The 19,052-nt window shown below is 57.6% G+C and carries 20 protein-coding genes and 1 riboswitch; of the genes, 10 read left to right on the top strand and 10 right to left on the bottom strand.

Annotated features, from left to right (window positions below; translation table 11 throughout):
• Positions 1 to 15 precede the first annotated feature (15 nt).
• From proB to rplU, 4 genes are all read right to left on the bottom strand, one after another.
• Positions 16 to 1,137, bottom strand: coding sequence for a glutamate 5-kinase (gene proB, locus ACQE3D_RS22105; RefSeq protein WP_313730438.1), 1,122 nt, complete (start codon positions 1,135 to 1,137; stop codon positions 16 to 18).
• Entirely contained in the window at positions 1,124 to 2,170 is a 1,047-nt protein-coding gene (gene cgtA, locus ACQE3D_RS22100) for an Obg family GTPase CgtA (protein ID WP_313730439.1), read from the bottom strand. Before cgtA ends, proB begins: the two co-directional genes overlap by 14 nt.
• A gap of 82 nt (positions 2,171 to 2,252) precedes the next feature.
• The gene (rpmA, locus tag ACQE3D_RS22095; protein WP_064030940.1) at positions 2,253 to 2,510 is read right to left on the bottom strand and encodes a 50S ribosomal protein L27; all 258 of its coding nucleotides are present in this window, start codon (positions 2,508 to 2,510) and stop codon (positions 2,253 to 2,255) included.
• Between the two features lie 19 nt (positions 2,511 to 2,529).
• Complete coding sequence (gene rplU / locus ACQE3D_RS22090; protein WP_064030963.1) at positions 2,530 to 2,841, bottom strand: 50S ribosomal protein L21; 312 nt, start codon at positions 2,839 to 2,841, stop codon at positions 2,530 to 2,532.
• Between the two features lie 209 nt (positions 2,842 to 3,050).
• Here rplU and ispB point away from each other — a divergent pair, with 209 nt between their 5' ends.
• Complete coding sequence (gene ispB / locus ACQE3D_RS22085; RefSeq protein WP_313730440.1) at positions 3,051 to 4,055, top strand: octaprenyl diphosphate synthase; 1,005 nt, start codon at positions 3,051 to 3,053, stop codon at positions 4,053 to 4,055.
• Positions 4,056 to 4,166: 111 nt separating this feature from the next.
• Here ispB and ACQE3D_RS22080 read toward each other — a convergent pair whose 3' ends face one another.
• Both ACQE3D_RS22080 and recD read right to left on the bottom strand, forming a co-directional pair.
• On the bottom strand, positions 4,167 to 4,586 hold the full coding sequence (locus ACQE3D_RS22080) for a hypothetical protein (protein ID WP_313730441.1): 420 nt from the start codon (positions 4,584 to 4,586) through the stop codon (positions 4,167 to 4,169).
• Positions 4,583 to 6,217 carry an exodeoxyribonuclease V subunit alpha gene (gene recD / locus ACQE3D_RS22075; RefSeq protein ID WP_313730442.1) on the bottom strand — a complete coding sequence of 545 codons (1,635 nt, stop codon included), beginning with the start codon at positions 6,215 to 6,217 and terminating at the stop codon, positions 4,583 to 4,585. Before recD ends, ACQE3D_RS22080 begins: the two co-directional genes overlap by 4 nt.
• A 132-nt stretch (positions 6,218 to 6,349) precedes the next feature.
• Positions 6,350 to 6,458, top strand: a riboswitch (TPP riboswitch).
• 36 nt (positions 6,459 to 6,494) lie between these two features.
• On the opposite strand from recD, the gene thiC reads away from it, so the two are divergent.
• The 7 genes from thiC (at position 6,495) to yacG (ending at position 13,943) form a co-directional block, all read left to right on the top strand.
• Positions 6,495 to 8,363, top strand: a complete 1,869-nt coding sequence (thiC, locus tag ACQE3D_RS22070; RefSeq protein ID WP_071158861.1) for a phosphomethylpyrimidine synthase ThiC — start codon at positions 6,495 to 6,497, stop codon at positions 8,361 to 8,363.
• 148 nt (positions 8,364 to 8,511) lie between these two features.
• Complete coding sequence (gene pilB, locus ACQE3D_RS22065; protein WP_313730443.1) at positions 8,512 to 10,227, top strand: type IV-A pilus assembly ATPase PilB; 1,716 nt, start codon at positions 8,512 to 8,514, stop codon at positions 10,225 to 10,227.
• 2 nt (positions 10,228 to 10,229) lie between these two features.
• Positions 10,230 to 11,447 (top strand): type II secretion system F family protein, encoded by a 1,218-nt coding sequence (locus tag ACQE3D_RS22060; RefSeq protein ID WP_313730444.1) that lies wholly within the window; start codon positions 10,230 to 10,232, stop codon positions 11,445 to 11,447.
• Between the two features lie 48 nt (positions 11,448 to 11,495).
• Entirely contained in the window at positions 11,496 to 12,362 is an 867-nt protein-coding gene (locus ACQE3D_RS22055) for a prepilin peptidase (RefSeq protein ID WP_313730445.1), read from the top strand.
• Positions 12,362 to 12,973 carry a dephospho-CoA kinase gene (gene coaE / locus ACQE3D_RS22050; RefSeq protein ID WP_313730446.1) on the top strand — a complete coding sequence of 204 codons (612 nt, stop codon included), beginning with the start codon at positions 12,362 to 12,364 and terminating at the stop codon, positions 12,971 to 12,973. Before ACQE3D_RS22055 ends, coaE begins: the two co-directional genes overlap by 1 nt.
• A complete protein-coding gene (gene zapD / locus ACQE3D_RS22045) occupies positions 12,970 to 13,740 on the top strand; it encodes a cell division protein ZapD (protein WP_082885650.1) in 771 nt (256 codons plus the stop codon). The genes coaE and zapD overlap by 4 nt, the downstream gene beginning before the upstream one ends.
• Positions 13,740 to 13,943 (top strand): DNA gyrase inhibitor YacG, encoded by a 204-nt coding sequence (gene yacG, locus ACQE3D_RS22040; RefSeq protein ID WP_064030930.1) that lies wholly within the window; start codon positions 13,740 to 13,742, stop codon positions 13,941 to 13,943. Before zapD ends, yacG begins: the two co-directional genes overlap by 1 nt.
• Here the strand turns inward: yacG and ACQE3D_RS22035 are convergent.
• The 4 genes from ACQE3D_RS22035 to ACQE3D_RS22020 are packed head-to-tail and all read right to left on the bottom strand — an operon-like array spanning position 13,928 to position 17,410.
• Entirely contained in the window at positions 13,928 to 14,884 is a 957-nt protein-coding gene (locus tag ACQE3D_RS22035) for a Nudix family hydrolase (protein WP_313730447.1), read from the bottom strand. The genes yacG and ACQE3D_RS22035 overlap by 16 nt on opposite strands.
• A 1-nt stretch (position 14,885) precedes the next feature.
• Positions 14,886 to 16,100 (bottom strand): bifunctional glutamate N-acetyltransferase/amino-acid acetyltransferase ArgJ, encoded by a 1,215-nt coding sequence (gene argJ, locus ACQE3D_RS22030; RefSeq protein ID WP_313730448.1) that lies wholly within the window; start codon positions 16,098 to 16,100, stop codon positions 14,886 to 14,888.
• A 45-nt stretch (positions 16,101 to 16,145) separates the two neighbouring features.
• Positions 16,146 to 16,370: a sulfurtransferase TusA family protein gene (locus tag ACQE3D_RS22025; RefSeq protein WP_281021539.1), complete on the bottom strand. Its 225-nt coding sequence runs from the start codon at positions 16,368 to 16,370 to the stop codon at positions 16,146 to 16,148.
• Positions 16,367 to 17,410, bottom strand: coding sequence for a tRNA (5-methylaminomethyl-2-thiouridylate)-methyltransferase (locus tag ACQE3D_RS22020; protein ID WP_427551283.1), 1,044 nt, complete (start codon positions 17,408 to 17,410; stop codon positions 16,367 to 16,369). Before ACQE3D_RS22020 ends, ACQE3D_RS22025 begins: the two co-directional genes overlap by 4 nt.
• 118 nt (positions 17,411 to 17,528) lie before the next feature.
• Here ACQE3D_RS22020 and ACQE3D_RS22015 point away from each other — a divergent pair, with 118 nt between their 5' ends.
• Both ACQE3D_RS22015 and ACQE3D_RS22010 read left to right on the top strand, forming a co-directional pair.
• A complete protein-coding gene (locus ACQE3D_RS22015) occupies positions 17,529 to 18,689 on the top strand; it encodes a PilT/PilU family type 4a pilus ATPase (RefSeq protein WP_313730450.1) in 1,161 nt (386 codons plus the stop codon).
• A 125-nt stretch (positions 18,690 to 18,814) separates the two neighbouring features.
• Positions 18,815 to 19,027, top strand: coding sequence for a DUF6447 family protein (locus ACQE3D_RS22010; RefSeq protein ID WP_313730451.1), 213 nt, complete (start codon positions 18,815 to 18,817; stop codon positions 19,025 to 19,027).
• Positions 19,028 to 19,052: the final 25 nt, after the last annotated feature.

Raw genomic sequence — 19,052 nt, 5'->3', positions numbered from 1 at the left:
CGGAGCTCGGGCCGGCTAGACCAGAACTAGATTGTCCCGGTGGATGAGTTCGTCGTCATCGGCATAGCCCAGCAAGGCTTCGAACTCGCTGCTGGGTTTGCCGGCGATTTTGGCGGCATCGTCGGCACCGTAGTTGATCAGGCCGCGGGCGATTTCCTGGCCGTGGGCGTCCAGGCAAGATACCAAGTCGCCGCGTTGGAATGAGCCACTCACCGTCTTGACGCCGACGGCCAGCAAGCTTTTGCCGGCGGCCTTGAGGATTTTGACGGCGCCGTCGTCCAGCGTAACGCTGCCTTTAAGCTGCAGTTGTCCGGCTAGCCATTGCTTGCGGGCCGCCAGCGGGGCGATGTTCGGGATCATATAGGTGCCGAGCGCTTCGCCGGCGAACACTCGGTTGACGACTTGGTCCAGCTTGCCGGAGACGATGACGGTGGCGGCGCCGGATCTGGCCGCCAACCGGGCGGCGCGAACCTTGGTGAACATGCCGCCGCGTCCTAGGCCGCTAATGCTGCCGCCGGCCACTTCGTCGAGCAGGCTTTCGTTGACGCTGATTTCGGAAATCAATTGGGCGGCGGGATTCAGGCTGGGATTGGCGTCGAACAGACCAAGCTGGTCGGTCAATAGCAATAGCAAATCGGCTTCGACCAGATTGGCGACCAGCGCGCCCAGGGTGTCGTTGTCGCCGAAACGGATCTCTTCGGTGGCCACCGCGTCGTTTTCGTTGATGACCGGAACAACGCCGAAATCCAACAGGGTTAGCAAGGTGCTGCGGGCATTGAGGTAACGTTGCCGGTCGGATAGGTCGTCGTGGGTCAGCAAGACCTGGGCCGCCAGCAGGCCGTGAGTCTGGAATTCGTCTTCGAAGCGGCGCACCAGGCCCATCTGGCCGACCGAGGCAGCGGCTTGCAGTTCGTGCAGCGTTTTCGGACGGGTTTTTAATTTCAGGCGGCTCATGCCTTCCGCCACCGATCCCGACGAGACCAATACCACGTCGACGCCCAACTGGCGTAGCGCCGCCATTTGCTTGACCCAGCCGGCGATCGCGGGCTTGTTTAGGCCGCGGCCGCCGTCGGTCAGCAGTGAGCTGCCGATTTTGACGACGACGCGTTTAGCTTTAGAGAAATCAGACCGGCTCATCGGGGATGGGCTCCAGCGAATTGCGTTGCGCTTCCAGAAAATCCATGATCGCGTACATCAGTTCTTGGGTGCCCTGGTTTTTCAGCGCGGAAATCTTGTATACCGGGCCATCCCAGTCCAGTTCGTCGAGGATAGCTTGACAGTGGGCGTCGAGCTCGTCGTCCGGGACGTTGTCGATTTTGTTCAATACCAGCCAGCGCGGCTTTTCGGCCAGTTCGTCGCTCCATTTTTCGACTTCGGCAATGATTTTCCGGGCGGCGGAAACCGGCGTTTCGTCGCTCTGGTAGGGGGCGATGTCGAGGATGTGCAGCAGCAAGCCAGTGCGCGACAAGTGCTTTAGAAACTGCAGGCCTAGCCCGGCGCCCTCGGCCGCGCCTTCGATGACGCCCGGAATATCGGCGATCACGAAGCTGCGCATGTCGTCGACCCGAACGACGCCCAAATTGGGATGTAGCGTCGTGAACGGATAGTCGGCTACTTTCGGGCGCGCCGACGAGACGGCCCGAATCAGGCTGGATTTGCCGGCATTGGGCATGCCGAGCAGGCCCACGTCGGCAATCACCATCAATTCCAGACGCAGCATGCGGTGTTCGCCCGGCGTCCCCTTACTGGTTTGCTGAGGCGCGCGGTTGATGCTGCTTTTGAAGCGGGTGTTCCCCAAGCCGTGAAAGCCGCCCTTGGCGACCAGCAGTTGTTGGCCGGGCTTGGTTAGGTCGCCGATTTTCTCGCCGGTGTCGGCTTCGTAAACGATCGTGCCGGGCGGTACCGGGACGAAGCAATCATCGCCTTTTTTACCCGTGCAGTCGCGGCTGCCGCCGTTTTGGCCGCGTTGGGCGCGGTGCACCGAGTGATAGCGAAAGTCCACCAGGGTGTTAACGTTCTCCGTGGCCACCAGATAAACGCTGCCGCCGTCGCCGCCGTCGCCGCCGTCGGGGCCGCCCAACGGAATATATTTTTCTCGGCGGAACGACGCCTTGCCGTTGCCGCCGTCGCCTGCTTCCACGCGGATTTCCGCTTCGTCAACAAATCTCATAATGTACCGGTATAAACAAAAAAGCCCCGCTAAACAACGAGGCTTTTCCTTTCAGTGGTGCCTTGCAGCACTGCTGGCGATGTTACGCTGCTGCGATGCTAACGTATTTGCGGTTTTTCGGGCCTTTTTCTTCAAAAACCACTTTGCCGTCCGCAGTCGCGAACAAGGTGTGGTCTTTACCGATGCCGACATTGGTGCCAGGGTGAAATTGAGTGCCGCGTTGGCGAACCAGAATATTGCCCGCTTTAACCACTTGGCCGCCAAAACGTTTGACGCCCAGGCGTTGTGCATTGGAATCGCGACCGTTGCGGGTACTACCGCCTGCCTTCTTGTGAGCCATGATCTAACCTCTGTGAATGTTATGCGGAAATACCAGTGATCTGGACTTCCGTGTAATATTGACGATGCCCCTGTTTTTTCATGTGGTGCTTGCGTCTTCTGAATTTGATGATACGGACTTTTTTGTGGCGGCCTTGAGAAACCACGGTTGCGGTGACCTTTCCGCCTTCAACGTAAGGCTGACCAACTTTTACAGAGTCGCCTGATTGAACCATCAATACCTTGTCGAACTCCACGCTGTCGCCCGCGCCTAGTTCCAGTTTTTCGATTTTTAAGGTAGTACCTTCTGCGACACGGTACTGTTTGCCACCTGTTTGAATTACCGCATACATCGGCGTAAGCTCCATCAAGCATAAACTGTTAATAGTGAACAGCGGATTATATGTTTGGCGGCAAGTTACGTCAAACAAAAAATGCTTTTAGCACTAACGGTTTAAAGCCATGTTCGGACTGGTACTATTGACACTATTCGGTATTATTCATAGCATGACCGGCTAACCAGACAAAATTTGCCGTAGTGATCAGCGTTCAGACTCTTTCCATGATAGCCACAGATTCAGCGCCGACTAGCGGTGCCATAGATTTTGATTCGATCAAAAATTTGACCAGCGAGGAGTCTCAAGCTGTCGACCGCTTAATTTTGCAAGAATTAAGTTCGGATGTCGTCCTGATCAATCAAATCGGGCATTACATCATAGGTAACGGCGGTAAGCGTTTGCGGCCTATGTTGTTGTTGTTGGCCGCGAAGGCGTTGGGCGAGGTTGGCGATCATCACTTGACACTGGCGGCGGTCATCGAATTTATCCATACCGCGACGCTATTGCATGACGACGTTGTCGACGAATCGGCGATGCGACGCGGCAAGGAGTCCGCCAACGCGGTCTGGGGTAATGCCGCCAGCGTTTTGGTCGGGGATTATCTGTATTCGAGTGCGTTCGAAATGATGGTCCGCACCAACAACATGCGGGTGATGGACATCATGTCCAAAACTACCACGGCCATCGCCGAGGGCGAAGTGTTGCAACTGTTGAATTGCAACAATCCCGAAACCAGCGAAGCTAAATATCTCGAAGTGATTGCCCGCAAAACCGCGATCCTGTTCAGCACGGCGACTCGGTTGGCGGCGGTGGTTTCGGCCGCCGACGCTGTCGTCGAAAATGGCTTGGCGGTCTATGGGCAACAATTGGGCGTGGCATTTCAATTGATCGACGATGCACTGGACTACAAGGCTAACAGTGAGGAACTGGGTAAAAACCTGGGCGACGATTTGGCCGAGGGTAAACCGACCTTGCCGCTGATCTATGCGATTCAACACGGCGACGAGCGCCAGGCCAAAGTGGTGGTCGATGCGATTCGCCAGGGTTCTCGCGAGGCATTCAACGACGTTTACGAAGTCGTCAAGGCGACCAACGCGATCGAATACACCGAGCGTTGCGCGGATCGAGCCGCCGCGGCCGCCATTGAGGCGCTGCAATGCTTGCCGGACTCGGCTTACAAGCGCGCCTTGGAAACCTTGGCTCATTTCTCGGTGCAGCGCAGTCATTAAGGTCGCGCGGCGATGAATCTTTCCGGCTGCTAGTTTTTCGGTTGTTGGCCTGGTTTTGAGGGCGGGCTGTCCCAGTCAGGCCGTACGGCTATTCCGGACCGGGATAGCCTTCTAATCGTCGTCCCGGTCTGGATCCGGCTGGGCCAGATGTAGTAAATCCTGTATCGCATCGGTCAGACGCGCGAAACGCGCGTCGATTTTCTCCAATAACTCCTGAAAAAATCGGTCGCTTGCCACCGGCGAGTCCGCGTTTGCCGCAAACAGCCGGTCTTCGAGTTGGCTGGCGGCGTCGGTGTCGGCGATTTCGGCCAGTTCGCCTAAGGCCTCGGACGAGATTAGCGCGCTCAGGTAGTGTTTCTTCTTCAGATCTTCGGTTTGCACGGTCAGCGTGTTCGCCAACTCCAAGACCCGTCGCGCCAGAGTGTGGAGTTCGCTCAGCAAGCTCAGCCCGTCGGTCAGCATCGCCAATTCGCCGGCTTGTCCCTCAATGTCTCTCAATAGTTGTTTGCCGCGTTTTTTGGTCGTTTTCATGCTTGGCTCCCGGTCGCGATTAGCTTTTCGCCCAAGCCGCTGTGTCTGACGCTTGGGCGGGCGACGCAGGTTTCGAAGATGTCGCGCTCGGCGAACACGCTTACTCGGCGTTTCGCCCGGGTGATGCCGGTGTACAGCAATTCCCTGCTGAGCACCGGATTGGCGCGTTCCGGCAGTACCAGCATTGCCTCGTCGAACTCGGAGCCCTGGCTTTTATGAATGGTCATTGCGTAAACCGTTTCGCACGCGGGCAGCCGAGCAGGGCGCAGACCGCGAAATCCGTCACGGTCCGGAAAATAGACGCGCGGTTGGCCGTCGGCGGGGTCCGGCAGGCAGATGCCGATATCGCCGTTGTATAGTTGGGTAGCCGCGTGGTTGCGGGAAATCATCACTGGCCTGCCGGGGTACCAGGTATGGCCGATGCTCTGCGGCCATGCTTGGGCGGCGGCGCGTTCCACGCGACGGTTGATGTCTTCTGCCCCGTACGGACCTTGTTGATTGGCGCATAGCACCTGGAATCGCTGGAACTCGGTGAATATTTCGTTCAGCCCAGCCCCGGTCGTTATCAGTTCGAAATAGCGGCGATAGCGCTCGCCGATATAGCTGATCGGGTCGTGTTTTAGTCGGTGGATCGCGTCGTCGCCGGTCAGCAGCAATTGCCAGGCTTGTTCGGCGTCGCCGCGATGGACGGCCTCGGCCAGCTCCTTGATTTGCCCTTGAAAACGGTGCGAGTGGTGTAGCTCGACGGTTTGCTCTGGTAGTCCGCGAGCAATGTCCGCCAACACCGCGCCGGCTTCGACCGACGCGAGTTGGTCCTTGTCGCCGAGCAGAATCAGGCGCGCGCCCGGTTTTAGCGCGTCGACCAGTTTGCTCATTAAGGCGAGGTCGACCATCGACGTTTCGTCGACTACGACCACGTCGTAGGGTAGCGGAAAGTCGGCATTGTGACGGAAGTACGGGGATGGTGGTTGGGCGCCGAGTAGGCGGTGTAGTGTGCAGGCGCTTTCTGGTATGGCTTGCTTGATCGTTTCCGGGCAATTCAGATGGGCTTTATTGGCAACGATTGTTTGTTGCAGACGCATCGCCGCCTTGCCGGTCGGCGCCGCCAAGGCGATGAATGGCGGGTTTGGGTTCAGTTCCAGCAATAAGGCGAGGATTTTCAAAACCGTGGTGGTCTTGCCGGTGCCGGGTCCGCCGGTGACGACCGTCAATGCCTGGGTTAACGCCGCGCGCGCCGCCTGTTGCTGCGCGTCGGACTCCTGTCGGTCCGTCGGGAAATACCGCGCCAGCGCGGGTTCGGGATCGGGCATGTCTATTTTAATAGCGGCGAGCGTTGCCAGTTGCGTGGCCAGTCGGGTTTCATACTGCCAATATCGGCGCAGGTAGAGGCGCTGGGATTCAACGATCAACGGCGTCAATGCGTTATTCGAGGCTAGGCCGGACGCCAGCAGCAAATCGGCGTCGGCCGGGTCCAGCTCGATACAGCTATGGCCGGCGGCTTGTTGTTCGGCCAGCGTTTTCGCCAGCGCGTAAAGGCGGGTGTTGTCGGCGCTTGAGACAACGCTGCGCGAGGTCAGGAAGTCGGCGAAGTGGCTGGCCAGCTTGTCGTGAGGCGTTTCGGGCGAAGTCATCGAGGCGGTTAAATTTAGCTGGCTTGTTGGGTGCAAAAGGCTAAAACCCATTGTTTTATAAGCTTTTTGTGTTGGGATTAGTCCTTGGCGGACTTGCATTTCCAAACATAATCATATACCGTAAGCGACCACCTGAAAGGCTAGGGGTGCTTTCCGTCGAAACTTTAATCCGGAAAGCTGAGAAAAACCCTTCGAACCTGAACCGGTTAATGCCGGCGTAGGAAAGCCCAAATCTTTTCCCTGCGCTCGCGATTTATTCTGATTTTTGGAGATAAGCATGAGCGCTGTCCGCAACGAAATTACGACCGATACCGGCAGTAGCATCCGGATCGATTCCTACCCGGCTTCGGAAAAAGTCTATATCGCCGGCAGCCGACCCGATATGCAAGTACCGATGCGCCAGATCAACCTGTCGGATACCCCGGCGCATTTCGGAGCCGAGAAGAATCCGCCGATCTTCGTCTACGACACTTCCGGCCCTTACACCGACCCCAACGTCGACATTAACCTGCACCAAGGCTTGAACTCGGTACGCGGACTATGGATAGCAGAACGCGGCGATACCGAATTGCTGAGCGGACCAACCTCCAAATTCGGCCATGAACGTTTGCACGACCCCAAAACCGCGCACCTGCGTTTCGAGCTAACCCGTCATCCGCGCCGCGCCAAAGCCGGCCACAACGTTTCACAGATGCATTATGCCCGCAAAGGCATCATCACGCCGGAAATGGAATACATCGCGATCCGCGAGAACCAGAACCTGGAAGCGATGCGCGACCGTTACCAAGGCCAGCATCCGGGCTTTTCCTATGGCGCCAATATTCAGTCCTTCATCACGCCCGAATTCGTGCGTTCCGAAGTCGCCAGGGGCCGCGCCATCATTCCGGCCAACATCAACCACCCGGAATTGGAGCCGATGATCATAGGTCGCAACTTCCTGGTCAAAATCAATGGCAATCTGGGCAACTCGGCGATCACGTCTTCGATCGAGGAAGAAGTCGAGAAAATGCTGTGGGGCATCCGTTGGGGTGCGGATACCATCATGGACTTGTCGACCGGCAAGAACATCCACGAAACCCGCGAATGGATCTTGCGTAACTCTCCGGTGCCTATCGGCACCGTGCCGATTTACCAGGCGCTGGAAAAAGTCGACGGCAAGGCCGAGGAACTGACCTGGGAAATCTTCCGCGACACACTGATCGAGCAGGCCGAACAAGGCGTGGATTACTTCACGATACACGCTGGTGTGCGCCTGCAGCACGTACCGTTGACCGCCAAGCGTTTGACCGGCATTGTTTCGCGCGGCGGCTCGATCATGGCCAAATGGTGTCTGGCTCACCACACCGAGAGCTTCCTTTACACCCATTTCGAAGAAATCTGCGAAATCATGAAGGCCTACGACGTGTCGTTCTCCTTGGGCGACGGCTTGCGTCCGGGCTCGATCTACGACGCCAACGACGCTGCCCAGTTCGGCGAGCTGGAAACCCTGGGCGAACTGACCCAGATCGCCTGGAAACACGACGTGCAAACCATGATCGAAGGTCCCGGTCACGTGCCGCTGCAAATGATCAAAGTCAACATGGACAAACAGCTGGAAGACTGCTTCGAGGCACCGTTCTACACCCTAGGACCTTTGACCACCGACATCGCTCCCGGCTACGACCACATCACCTCGGCAATCGGCGCCGCCAACATCGGCTGGTACGGCTGCGCGATGCTGTGCTACGTCACCCAGAAAGAGCACCTGGGCCTGCCCAACAAACAGGACGTCCGCGAAGGCATCGTCACCTACAAAATCGCCGCGCATGCCGCCGACTTGGCCAAAGGCCACCCCGGCGCGCAAATTCGCGACAACGCGATGTCCAAGGCCCGTTTCGAATTCCGCTGGGAAGACCAGTTCAACCTGGCGCTGGACCCGGAAAAAGCCCGCTCCTTCCACGACGAAACGCTGCCCAAGGAATCGGCCAAGGTTGCTCACTTCTGTTCGATGTGCGGCCCGCATTTCTGCTCGATGAAAATCACCCAGGACGTGCGCAACTACGCCGAGCAAAAAGGCCTGGAAGAAGAAGAGGCGCTGAAAAAAGGCATGGAAGAAAAGTCCGAGCAATTCCTGAAGGAAGGCGCGGCAATTTACCACGAAGTTTAAGGCTATTTAGGCACCCCCCTGTCAGTCGGGCCGGGGGTGTCGATGCCTGCGGAGTCGATTTGAGCGCGACGTGGAGTTTGGATTAAATCCTTACATCATCTATAGTTGCAGCCTAAACTTCCAGTAAATCCATTCCCGACTCGATTTCATGGCGACAGCTCCTTCCAATATTCATTTCAGCGGCTTGGCCAAGTGCCTGATCCAAAAAGGCCTGTTGACTGAAGAGACTGCCGCCGCCTATCTGCAAGAAGCCCAAAAACGCAAGCAAGCCTTCGTCAGTTATCTGGTCGAGCATAAAGTGCTCGATAGTCGGACAGTGGCCTCCATCGCTTCCGCCGAGTTCGGCGTGCCGTTTTTTGATCTGGATGCGATAGACGTGGTGTCGCTGCCTATCAAAATGGTCAGCGAAAAGCTGATCCGCCAACATCACGCTCTGCCACTGTTCAAACGCGGTAACCGCTTGTTCGTCGCGACCGCCGATCCGACCAATTTCCAGGCGCTGGACGAGATCAAGTTCCATACTCGGCACAATACCGAGAACATTCTGGTCGAAGAAGACAAATTGATGAAGATGATCGATACCGCGCTGGAAGCGGCCGATACATCAATGAAGGATTTGCTCGACGACGATCTGGATAACATCGATATTTCGGCCGGCGACGAAGCCAAGCCGGCCGAGGAAGTCGGCGGTTCGGACATCGACGATGCGCCCATCGTCCGTTTCGTCAACAAAATCCTGCTCGATTCGATCAAGCGCGGCGTCTCGGATATACACATGGAGCCGTTCGAGAAGAAGTTCCGGATCCGGTTCCGGGCCGACGGCATTTTGTCCGAAGTCGCCAGTCCGCCGGTCGGCATTGCCAATCGGATCATATCCCGGATCAAGGTCATGTCGAAAATGGACATCGCCGAGCGGCGGGTGCCCCAGGACGGCCGGATCAAAATGCAGATTTCCAAGAATCGGGCCATCGATTTCCGGGTGAATACCTGTCCGACGCTGTTCGGCGAAAAAGTGGTGATGCGGATACTCGATCCCACCAGCGCCCAGATCGGTATCGAAAAATTGGGTTTCGAGCCTGTTCAACAAAAAAACTTTTTGGACGCCATTCACCGGCCATACGGGATGGTGTTGGTGACCGGGCCAACCGGTAGCGGTAAGACGGTGTCGCTGTACACCGGCTTGAACATCCTGAACAGCGTCGAGCGGAACATTTCGACCGCCGAAGATCCGGTCGAGATCACGGTCGAAGGTATCAATCAGGTCAACGTCAATGCCAAAGCCGGCTTGACCTTCGCCGAAGCCTTGCGGGCTTTTTTGCGGCAAGACCCGGATATCATCATGGTCGGCGAGATCCGCGACCTGGAAACCGCGAGCATCGCGGTCAAGGCAGCGCAAACCGGTCACTTGGTATTGTCGACCCTGCACACCAACGACGCGCCGCAAACCATCAATCGCTTGGTGCAGATGGGGATAGAGCCGTTCAATATCGTGTCGGCGGTGAATCTGATCATGGCCCAGCGCTTGGCGCGGCGGCTTTGCGAGCATTGCAAGAAGGAGGCCGACTTTCCGGAAAACATCTGGTTGTCGGCCGGCTTTAGTAAGGAAGAAATCGGCACCTTCAAAATTTACGAACCGGTCGGTTGCGAGCATTGCAACAATGGCTACAAGGGGCGGGTGGGTATCTATCAGGTGATGCCGATCAGCGAAGCGATGCGCGCGTTGATTTTGCGTGGCGGAAATGCCATGGACATGGCCGCGCTGTCCAAAACCGAAGGCATCAACGACCTTAGGGCTTCCGGCTTATTAAAAATACGGCAGGGTATTACGTCGCTCGAAGAAATCGACCGCGTCACCAAGGAATAAACATGGCAAAGCAAGACGAGCAAATCGAGTTCAATTGGGACGGTTTCGATAAGCAAAACAAAAAAACCAGGGGCACGATCATGGCCAAAAGCGAAGTGATTGCCCGAACCGAGCTGCGGCGGATGGGGATACGCGTCGTCGGCATCAAGCGCAAGGCTAAGCCGCTATTCGGCGCCAAGGTGCAGAAAATCACCAGCGCGGATATCGCGATATTTGCCAGACAGTTGGCGACGATGTTGGAAGCCGGCGTGCCGCTGGTGCAGTCCTTCGACATTATCGGCCGCGGCCACGACAATCCCAGCATGGCCGAGCTGTTGCTGGCGATCAAGGCCGACATCGAAGGCGGCGACACCATGGCCCAGGCCTTGGCGAAACGGCCTATCTATTTCGACGATTTGTTCTGCAATTTGGTCGCCGCAGGTGAGCATGCCGGGGTGTTGGAAACCTTGCTGGACAAGATTGCCACCTACAAGGAAAAAACCGAGTCGATCAAGAAAAAGGTCAAAAAGGCACTGACCTACCCGGTCGCGGTGTTGGTGGTTGCCTTCATCGTGACCGCGATTTTGCTGATCTTTGTCGTGCCGGTGTTCGAGGACTTGTTTAAAAGTTTCGGCGCCGACCTGCCGGCCTTCACTCAATTCGTGATCGCTTTGTCCGCCTGGGTACAGGAATGGTGGTGGGCGGTATTGCTGGTGGTCGGCGGTGGCGGTTACACCTTCAGTTACTTTAAAAAACGCTCGAAAGCGTTCAATCATTTTCTGGATAAGTCGTTATTAAAGATTCCGGTGGTCGGCATGATTTTGGAAAAATCGGCGATCGCCCGTTTCGCCCGCACCCTGTCGACGATGTCGGCGGCCGGCGTGCCGCTGGTAGAGGCCTTGGTGTCGGTCGCGGGCGCTTGCGGCAACATTCTGTTTCATGATGCGGTAATGAACGTCCGCGACGAAGTCTCCACTGGTCAGCAGTTGAAGGTGGCATTGGAACAAACCGGCATGTTTCCGAATATGGTGGTGCAAATGGTTGCCATCGGCGAGGAATCCGGTTCTATCGACGCGATGTTGGATAAGGTGGCGGATTTCTTCGAAGAAGAGGTGGACAATCTGGTCGACAATCTCAGTAGCCTGATGGAGCCGATTATCATGGCCATCTTGGGCGTGTTGGTCGGCGGCCTGATCGTCGCAATGTATTTGCCCATCTTCAAGCTCGGCGCCGCGATATAGGCGTCCTCCGCTGATCGGTTTGGCCGGGCGGGATTTCCGCGAGATTTTATGCTGACGTTGTTGGAACAATTTCCGCCGCTACTGATGGGTGTGGCGCTGCTGCTAGGTCTGCTGGTCGGCAGCTTCTTGAATGTGGTGATTTACCGGTTGCCGGTAATGCTGCAACGCGATTGGCGGCGCGATTGTCACGAGTTTTTGCAACTGCCGTATTCGGAGTCCGCCGAGGTCTTCAATCTGATGTGGCCGGCTTCGCACTGTCCGGCCTGTAACGCGCCGATCAAGGCCTATCAAAACATTCCGGTGCTGAGCTATTTGTTGTTGGCCGGCCGGTGCGCGCACTGTGGCACCGCGATCGCTTGGCGCTATCCACTGGTCGAGGCGTTAACCGGATTGTGTTCCGCGCTGGTGGCCTGGAAGTTGGGCTTCGGGCTGGGGTTGGCATTTGGCTTGCTGCTGACCTGGAGCTTGATTGCGTTGAGTTTCATTGATTTCGACCATCAATTGTTGCCCGACAGCATCACTTTGCCGATGTTGTGGCTGGGTTTGTTGCTGAGTTTGTTCGGTGTCTATGCCGAACCGCGCGATGCGATCATCGGCGCGGCGGCCGGCTATTTGGCGCTGTGGAGCGTTTACCAGGGCTTTAAATTGCTGACCGGCAAGGAAGGTATGGGCTTCGGCGATTTCAAGTTATTGGCCCTACTTGGCGCCTGGTTCGGTTGGCAGTATCTGCCGCAGATTGTGTTGCTGTCGTCGCTGTTGGGCGCGTTGGTCGGCGTGACGATGATCGCGACCGGGCGGCGCGAAGCGTCCAAGCCGATTCCGTTCGGGCCTTATCTGGCGGCGGCCGGTTGGATCGCCATGCTGTGGGGCGACGACATCAACCGCTGGTATCTGCATTTTGCCGGATTGAATTGATGTTGACGATCGGCTTGACCGGCGGCATCGGCTGCGGCAAATCCACGGTTTGCCGGCTGTTCGAAGCGCTGGACGTGCCCATCGTCGATGCCGATCTGATTGCCCGGCAATTGGTCGAACCCGGTCAGCCGGCCTTGCAAGACATCGTCGCGGCGTTCGGAAGCGCGGTTTTACATGCCGACGGCGCGCTGGACCGAGCCGCTTTGCGGGCCAAGGTGTTTGCCGATCCGGAGCAAAAATGCCGTTTGGAAGCCATATTGCATCCCTTGGTCTATACCGAAATCGCTAGACAAGTCGAGGGTTTGACTGGGTCCTACGTCATCGTCGCGGTGCCCTTATTGCTGGAAACCGATGGCGATCGTCGGGTGGATAGGGTGTTGGTGGTCGATTGCCCGCCGAAGAAGCAACTGCAACGGGTGCTGGCTCGGGACGGATTGGCGATCGATCAGGCGCGGGCGATTATCGCCAGTCAGCTTTCCCGAGAGGCGCGCCTGGCGCGGGCCGACGACGTTTTGGACAACGGCGGCGATCCCGACCGGCTTGCAGAACAGGTTAAAAGCCTGCACAATTCCTATAATTTATTAGCCTCTGTTAGGACACCCACGGCTTGAATACACTCACCATCTACGAATTCCCTCTGAATGAACGAATTCGTGTGTTTATGCGCTTGGAGCAGCTCTTTCAACAACTTAGTCACTTCATGTTGGGCGCCTCGGTGTTCGACAAACGCGCCGCGATCTCCGTCCTGTTGGATATATTGACCATCTTCAGCCGTAGCGATTTGAAATCCGAATTGCTTAAGGAGCTGGACAGGCATACCAAGGTTTTGAATCAGCTGGCTAATAGCCAGGGTGTCGACGGCGAAAAGCTCCAGGAGATTTTGGCCGAGGTCAGTCAGGCCAGCCGCAGCCTATACAGCGCCAACGGCAAGATCGGCATCAGTGTCATGGAAAGCGATTTGTTTCAAAGCATTTCCCAGCGCAACTCGATACCGGGCGGCAGTTGTTCGTTCGATTTGCCGGCGTTTCATTATTGGTTGGAGCAGGACGAGGCCGAGCAACAAAAGGACTTGGAACGCTGGACCCAGCCTTTCGTGGCGATCCGGATAGCGATAGACCTGATCCTGGGTTTCATTCGTCAAAGCCACGTGCCGACTCAGGAAGTCGCCAAGGCTGGATTCTTTCAACTGGCGTTGGATAAAAGCCATCCGGTGCAATTGCTGCGGGTCGGCATTGCGGCCGCCTTGCCGTGTTTCGCCGAAATCAGTGGCGGCAAACACCGTTTCAGCATCCGCTTCATGAAGCCGTCCACCGACGAAAACCGCCCCAACCAAATTCTCGACGATATCGATTTCCAATTGACCCGCTGCATGTTCTGATGAGCACTCGTTCCACGACGACAGTGGCTTGCCCCACGTGTCGAAAACCGGTGGCCTGGGTGGCCGCCGAAGCATTCAAGCCCTTCTGTTCCGAGCGTTGCAAGCTGATCGATTTGGGCGATTGGGCCACCGAGGCCCATAAGATTCCAGGCGAACCGCTAGTCGACGACCCGTCCGACGACGACGCTTATCCCGGCGATTGAGCGGCGTTCAAAAACGCGCCGATGCCGGCGATGCCTTGCGCGCCGGCGTGGGCGGCACGGGCGCCATCTTCACGTTGCAAGCCGCCCAGCGCGTAAACCGGTAAACCGGCCCGCTCGACCAACGCTTCGAAGCGTTCCCAACCCAACGCAGCAGCACCCGGATGCGAGGAGGTCGGTTGGACCGGTGCCAGCACCGCGAAATCCAAGCCCAAATCTTCCGCCAAGCGCAGCTCGGCCAAATCGTGGCACGACGCAGCGACCCAGCGATAGCCGGCCGGCCGAGCCTTGCAGGCGCGCAATGCCCGGCTGCTCAGGTGCAAACCAGCGTAGCCGGCGTCGGATATCGGCAGATCGGCGTTGATCATCAACGTGGTGTCGGTGCCGCTGCTTTCCGATGCGATGCCTTCCAGAGTGGCGGCCAATTCGGCCGTCGGCAGCGATTTCAGCCGGATTTGAATCAGCCGGATGCCTTGGTCGATCAACAGGCGGTAGCGGTCCAAGGCTTGTCGTTGGGTGGCGGCTTCCAGAATGGCATAGTGTCTGGGCAATCGCGCGGCGGCAATGATGGGGCGGTTAGCGGCCGGAAAGGCGAATTCGTTCAGTCGTTCGGTGGCTACCCATCGTATGGCCTGACCTTCGCGGCCGTGGGCTAGGCCTTCGAATCGCCGAATATCCCACACATCGAGCAACACCTGGCGGTCGCCGTAATCGTGAGCGATTTTGATCAGCGGCGTGGCATCCGCGACGCGAATACCGATTTCCTCGTGCAACTCGCGGCGCAAGGCTTCCAGCACCGTTTCGCCGGCTTCGACCTTGCCGCCCGGAAACTCCCAGAGTCCGCCCTGGTGGGCGGTCTTGGCGCGTTCGGCGATCAGGATTCGGCCGCCGCCGCCGCGAATCACGCCGACCGCGACATGCAGGGGACGGCTGACGCCGGTCATCTCAGGTACGGTATTCGGCGTTGATCTTGACGTAGTCGTAGGAGAAATCGCAGGTCAGCACTTCCTCGCACGCCTCGCCCCGGCCCAATCTGACCGTGACCAGAATCTCTTGCTGGTTCATCACGCGTTGGCCGTCTTGTTCGGTGTACAGCGGGGAGCGGCCGCCGTTCTCGACGATACAGACGGTACCCAGATAAATTTCGATGTTTTCCAGTACCAGGTTTACGACGCCGGCCCGGCCGACCGCCGCCAGAATGCGGCCCCAGTTGGGATCGCTGGCGAAGAACGCGGTTTTGACCAGCGGCGAGTGGGCGATGGTTTTGGCGACTTGTAACGCTTCGGCGGCGCTCGAAGCTTGCTCGACCCGGATGCGGATCAATTTAGTGGCGCCTTCGCCGTCGCGGATGATCAGTTCGGCCAGCCGCTTGCACACGGCGGTGACCGCGTCGGCGAATTTTGCGTAGTGCTCGCTGTCGGCCAGGATCTCCGGAGCGGCGCTCGCGCCGCTGGCCAGCAGTACGCAGGCGTCGTTGGTCGATGTATCACCATCGACGGTAATCCGGTTGAACGAGACTTCCGCCGCCGCTGCTAGGCATTGTTGCAGCAGGGACTGGTCGATGGTCGCGTCGGTGGCGATGAAGCCCAGCATCGTCGCCATATTGGGTTGGATCATGCCGGCGCCCTTGGAAATGCCGGTGATCGCGACCGGATGGCCGCCGATGTCGACGACGGTCGATGCGCCTTTCGGGAACGTATCGGTGGTCATGATCGCGCGGGCGGCCTGGTCCCAGTGGGTCTCCGCCAGATCGGCGACCGCCTTAGGTAGCGCGGAGGTTAACTTGGCGACCGGCAGCGGTTCGCCGATGACGCCGGTCGAAAACGGCAGCACTTGTTGGGCGATTCCCTCGACTTCGCCGGCCAGGCTGGCGCAGCAGGCGAAGGCGTCTTGCAGGCCTTGCTTGCCGGTGCCGGCATTGGCGTTGCCGGAGTTCACCAACAGCCAGCGCGGCGCCATGCTCAGATGGGATTTGGCTAATTGAACCGGCGCGGCGCAAAACGCGTTTTGGGTGAATACCGCCGCGCAACTGCCGCCGTCGGCCATTTCGACGACCAGAATGTCGTCGCGCACGGTTTGCTTGATCCCCGCGTTGCAGGTGCCGAGTTTGACGCCCTGGATGGCGTGCATGATCGGAAATTCGGTGTGACCTACTGCCATTTTCTATCCTGTTAACACTGTGGTCCGAAAACTCTGACGTGGAACTTAGCCCACTTGTAAAACAATAACATACTCGCCATTCTCCGCCCGAGTCTCCAACACCCGATGCCCGTTGATCCGGCACCAGGCCGGGATGTCCTGCATCACGCCGGGATCGGTGCATTCCACGGTCAGTACGTCGCCACTTTGCAGGGTTTTGACTTTATCCTGGGTGCGAATCACCGGCAACGGGCAGAGCAGGCGGCGGGCGTTTAGCGTGAATTCGTTCATACAAACCATGCCTCGGGGATTTGCTCGGCCGCCAACGGGGCCACGCTGATTTGGCGTTCGTTGCCCTGCCGGTCGCGGATGGTTACGTCCACGTTCTCGGCATCTCGGCCTTGACCGTAACGGGCCAGGATGCGGGCAGCCAAATGCAGATCGTCTTCGTCCGGGGTGCCGTCGATCAGCACCAACGGGCCGCGATGGCTCGCGCAGTTCATGCTGACGAATTCTTTTTTATAGCCGCTCATGAAACGGGCCTCGCCGTCCTCGCGGGCCACGATCAGTTTGAAATGCGGCTTGGGCCGAATATGCCGGCCGACTTTCAACAGCATCACGTCGTCCAAGTCGTAGTCGCGCTTGCCGCGCGCCTGCCATAAGTCGGCCAATTTTTGGGAATAGGCGGCGTCGGTCAAAAAGCAGCAGCCGCCGGCCGGTTGGGCGTAATCGCTGAAACCGTATTGCTTGGCTAGCGCCATCTGCGGTTTGCGCGAGCGGCCGCTGAAGCCGAACAATGCTTCTCGGCTGATCCAGCCCTCGCGCTCAGGCAAGGTCGCCGGCAGGTTTTGCGCGGACAAGGGCCTTACCAGCAAGTCGTCGGCGCCGGATTCGGCGGCGACGATGGGCATGGTTTGCTTGCGTTGCGACATCGGCCGTTGGCCGACGACTTCGCCGGTGATGATGAAGTCGAAACCGTTTTCCGCCATCCATTGCTTGGCCTTGTTGACCATGAAAATCTTGCAGTCCAGACAGGGGTTCAGATTGGCGCCGTAGCCGTGCTTGGGATTCAGCAGAACTTGCTTGTATTCTTCGATGATGTCGATGATATGCAGCTTGATGCCCAGTTGCTCGGCGACCCACAGCGAATTGTTGCGCTTGGTTTTGGCTTCGTCCTGTTTACGAATGGCGTGGGTATGGCCTTCGACGCAAAATCCGGTGAAAAAATTGATGCCCTCGACATGAATGCCTTGCTCGAGGATAGCCTTGGCGGCCAGCATGGAATCCAGGCCGCCGGAAATCAACGCTACTGCCTTACGTTGTTGACTCATAACCGCAAACGTCTAATCGAGAAAAAGCCGGGCATTATACCGGTTCGGGGCGGCGGGGCTTCAACTTGTTGAGGGCTTGGCCTACACTTGGGCGGATTTCCCGACGCGAGGCTGTGCAATGGAATTTAAAGATTACCTGAAAATTTTGGTTCAACAAGACGGTTCGGATTTATATCTGACCGCAGGCGCGCCGCCGGTCGCTAAATTTCACGGCACGCTGCGGCCGCTGGAAAACATTCGACTGACCAACGAAAGACTTAAAGAGATAGCCCATGCCATCATGGATGCCGATCAGCGCGCGGCCTTCGAACAGGTACCGGAAATGAATCTAGCCATCGCCGAGGAAGGCGTGGGCCGGTTTAGGGTGAATATTTTCAAGCAACGCAGCAATTACGCGCTGGTGATCCGCAACATCAAGGTCGATATTCCCAACGCCGACACCCTGGGCTTGCCGCAGGTGCTGAAAGACAAAATCATGGAAAAGCGCGGCCTGATCTTGTTCGTCGGCGGCACCGGCTCCGGCAAATCCACCTCGCTGGCGGCCTTGATCGATTACCGCAACAGCCATGCGTCCGGCCACATCATTACCATCGAAGATCCGATCGAGTTCGTCCATCCGCACAAGAAATCGCTGGTGAATCAGCGCGAGGTCGGCGTCGATACGCTCAGCTATGAAGACGCGCTGAAAAACACGCTGCGCCAAGCGCCCGACGTGATTTTGATCGGCGAGATACGCAGTCAGGAGACGATGGAGCATGCGCTGGCCTTCGCCGAAACCGGCCACCTGTGTCTGTCCACCTTGCATGCCAATAACGCTAATCAGGCCTTGGACCGGATCATCAATTTCTTTCCGGAAGAGCGCCGTCCGCAATTGTTGATGGATTTGTCGCTGAACTTGCAGGCCTTCGTGTCGCAACGCTTGGTGCCGACCGTGGAAGGCAAGCGGGTGGCGGCGATCGAGATTTTGCTGGGTAGCAAACTGGTCAGCGATTTGATTCAGAAAGGCGACGTGCACGCGATCAAGGAAGCGATGGAAAAATCGGAAAACATCGGCATGCAAACCTTCGACAGCCATTTGCTCAAGCTCTACAAAAGCGGCGTGATTTCGCTGGACGAAGCATTGCGCAACTCCGACTCGCCGAACAACCTAAAACTCAAAATCAATCTCAGCGAAGGCCTGGGTTCGGCGACCGGCGACGACAAACCCAGCCTGGCCGATACCTTGTCGTTGCAGGAAATCGTCAAGCCTGAGGAAAATGAAGACGAGGGCGGGCATTGATCGGCGGTTTGACTCCCGGAATGGCGGCGCCGTCGAAACGAATTTGTCATATTCGCCGATTAAACTCGCATACGGTCGGCCGTGCGGGCCGAACCGCTCACTTTGATCTATTCCGGAAATATTCGATGGCCGATCCAAACACCAGCATTCCAACCTTGACGATAGGCGACAAAACTCACCCGATCGACAGCCTTAGCGACATCGCCAAGACTCAATTGTCCAATCTGCAAATCGTCGACGCCGAAATCCAACGGCTGCAACAACAGTTGGGCATCGCCCAGGTCGCGCGGGAAACCTTTCTCGTAACCTTGCAGGCCGAATTCGCCAAATTGGGTTAACGCCATCGGCATCGGCCGCCGACCA

The organism is Methylomonas sp. MS20 (assembly GCF_050275925.1).
Classification (GTDB): domain Bacteria; phylum Pseudomonadota; class Gammaproteobacteria; order Methylococcales; family Methylomonadaceae; genus Methylomonas; species Methylomonas koyamae_A.
The sequence above is the reverse complement of the archived record's forward strand: the minus strand, read 5'-3'. Positions and strand labels throughout refer to the sequence as shown.

Bases quoted from the DNA above. Each gene is read 5' to 3' on its own strand.
- proB (WP_313730438.1), bottom strand. From the start codon at position 1,137: ATGAGCCGGTCTGATTTCTCTAAAGCTAAACGCGTCGTCGTCAAAATC.
- ACQE3D_RS22080 (WP_313730441.1), bottom strand. From the start codon at position 4,586: ATGAAAACGACCAAAAAACGCGGCAAACAACTATTGAGAGACATTGAG.
- thiC (WP_071158861.1), top strand. From the start codon at position 6,495: ATGAGCGCTGTCCGCAACGAAATTACGACCGATACCGGCAGTAGCATC.
- ACQE3D_RS22060 (WP_313730444.1), top strand. From the start codon at position 10,230: ATGGCAAAGCAAGACGAGCAAATCGAGTTCAATTGGGACGGTTTCGAT.
- rplU (WP_064030963.1), bottom strand. From the start codon at position 2,841: ATGTATGCGGTAATTCAAACAGGTGGCAAACAGTACCGTGTCGCAGAA.
- pilB (WP_313730443.1), top strand. From the start codon at position 8,512: ATGGCGACAGCTCCTTCCAATATTCATTTCAGCGGCTTGGCCAAGTGC.
- ACQE3D_RS22010 (WP_313730451.1), top strand. From the start codon at position 18,815: ATGGCCGATCCAAACACCAGCATTCCAACCTTGACGATAGGCGACAAA.
- recD (WP_313730442.1), bottom strand. From the start codon at position 6,217: ATGACTTCGCCCGAAACGCCTCACGACAAGCTGGCCAGCCACTTCGCC.
- ACQE3D_RS22025 (WP_281021539.1), bottom strand. From the start codon at position 16,370: ATGAACGAATTCACGCTAAACGCCCGCCGCCTGCTCTGCCCGTTGCCG.
- ispB (WP_313730440.1), top strand. From the start codon at position 3,051: ATGATAGCCACAGATTCAGCGCCGACTAGCGGTGCCATAGATTTTGAT.
- ACQE3D_RS22035 (WP_313730447.1), bottom strand. From the start codon at position 14,884: ATGACCGGCGTCAGCCGTCCCCTGCATGTCGCGGTCGGCGTGATTCGC.
- coaE (WP_313730446.1), top strand. From the start codon at position 12,362: ATGTTGACGATCGGCTTGACCGGCGGCATCGGCTGCGGCAAATCCACG.
- rpmA (WP_064030940.1), bottom strand. From the start codon at position 2,510: ATGGCTCACAAGAAGGCAGGCGGTAGTACCCGCAACGGTCGCGATTCC.
- cgtA (WP_313730439.1), bottom strand. From the start codon at position 2,170: ATGAGATTTGTTGACGAAGCGGAAATCCGCGTGGAAGCAGGCGACGGC.
- yacG (WP_064030930.1), top strand. From the start codon at position 13,740: ATGAGCACTCGTTCCACGACGACAGTGGCTTGCCCCACGTGTCGAAAA.
- ACQE3D_RS22020 (WP_427551283.1), bottom strand. From the start codon at position 17,410: ATGAGTCAACAACGTAAGGCAGTAGCGTTGATTTCCGGCGGCCTGGAT.
- ACQE3D_RS22015 (WP_313730450.1), top strand. From the start codon at position 17,529: ATGGAATTTAAAGATTACCTGAAAATTTTGGTTCAACAAGACGGTTCG.
- ACQE3D_RS22055 (WP_313730445.1), top strand. From the start codon at position 11,496: ATGCTGACGTTGTTGGAACAATTTCCGCCGCTACTGATGGGTGTGGCG.
- argJ (WP_313730448.1), bottom strand. From the start codon at position 16,100: ATGGCAGTAGGTCACACCGAATTTCCGATCATGCACGCCATCCAGGGC.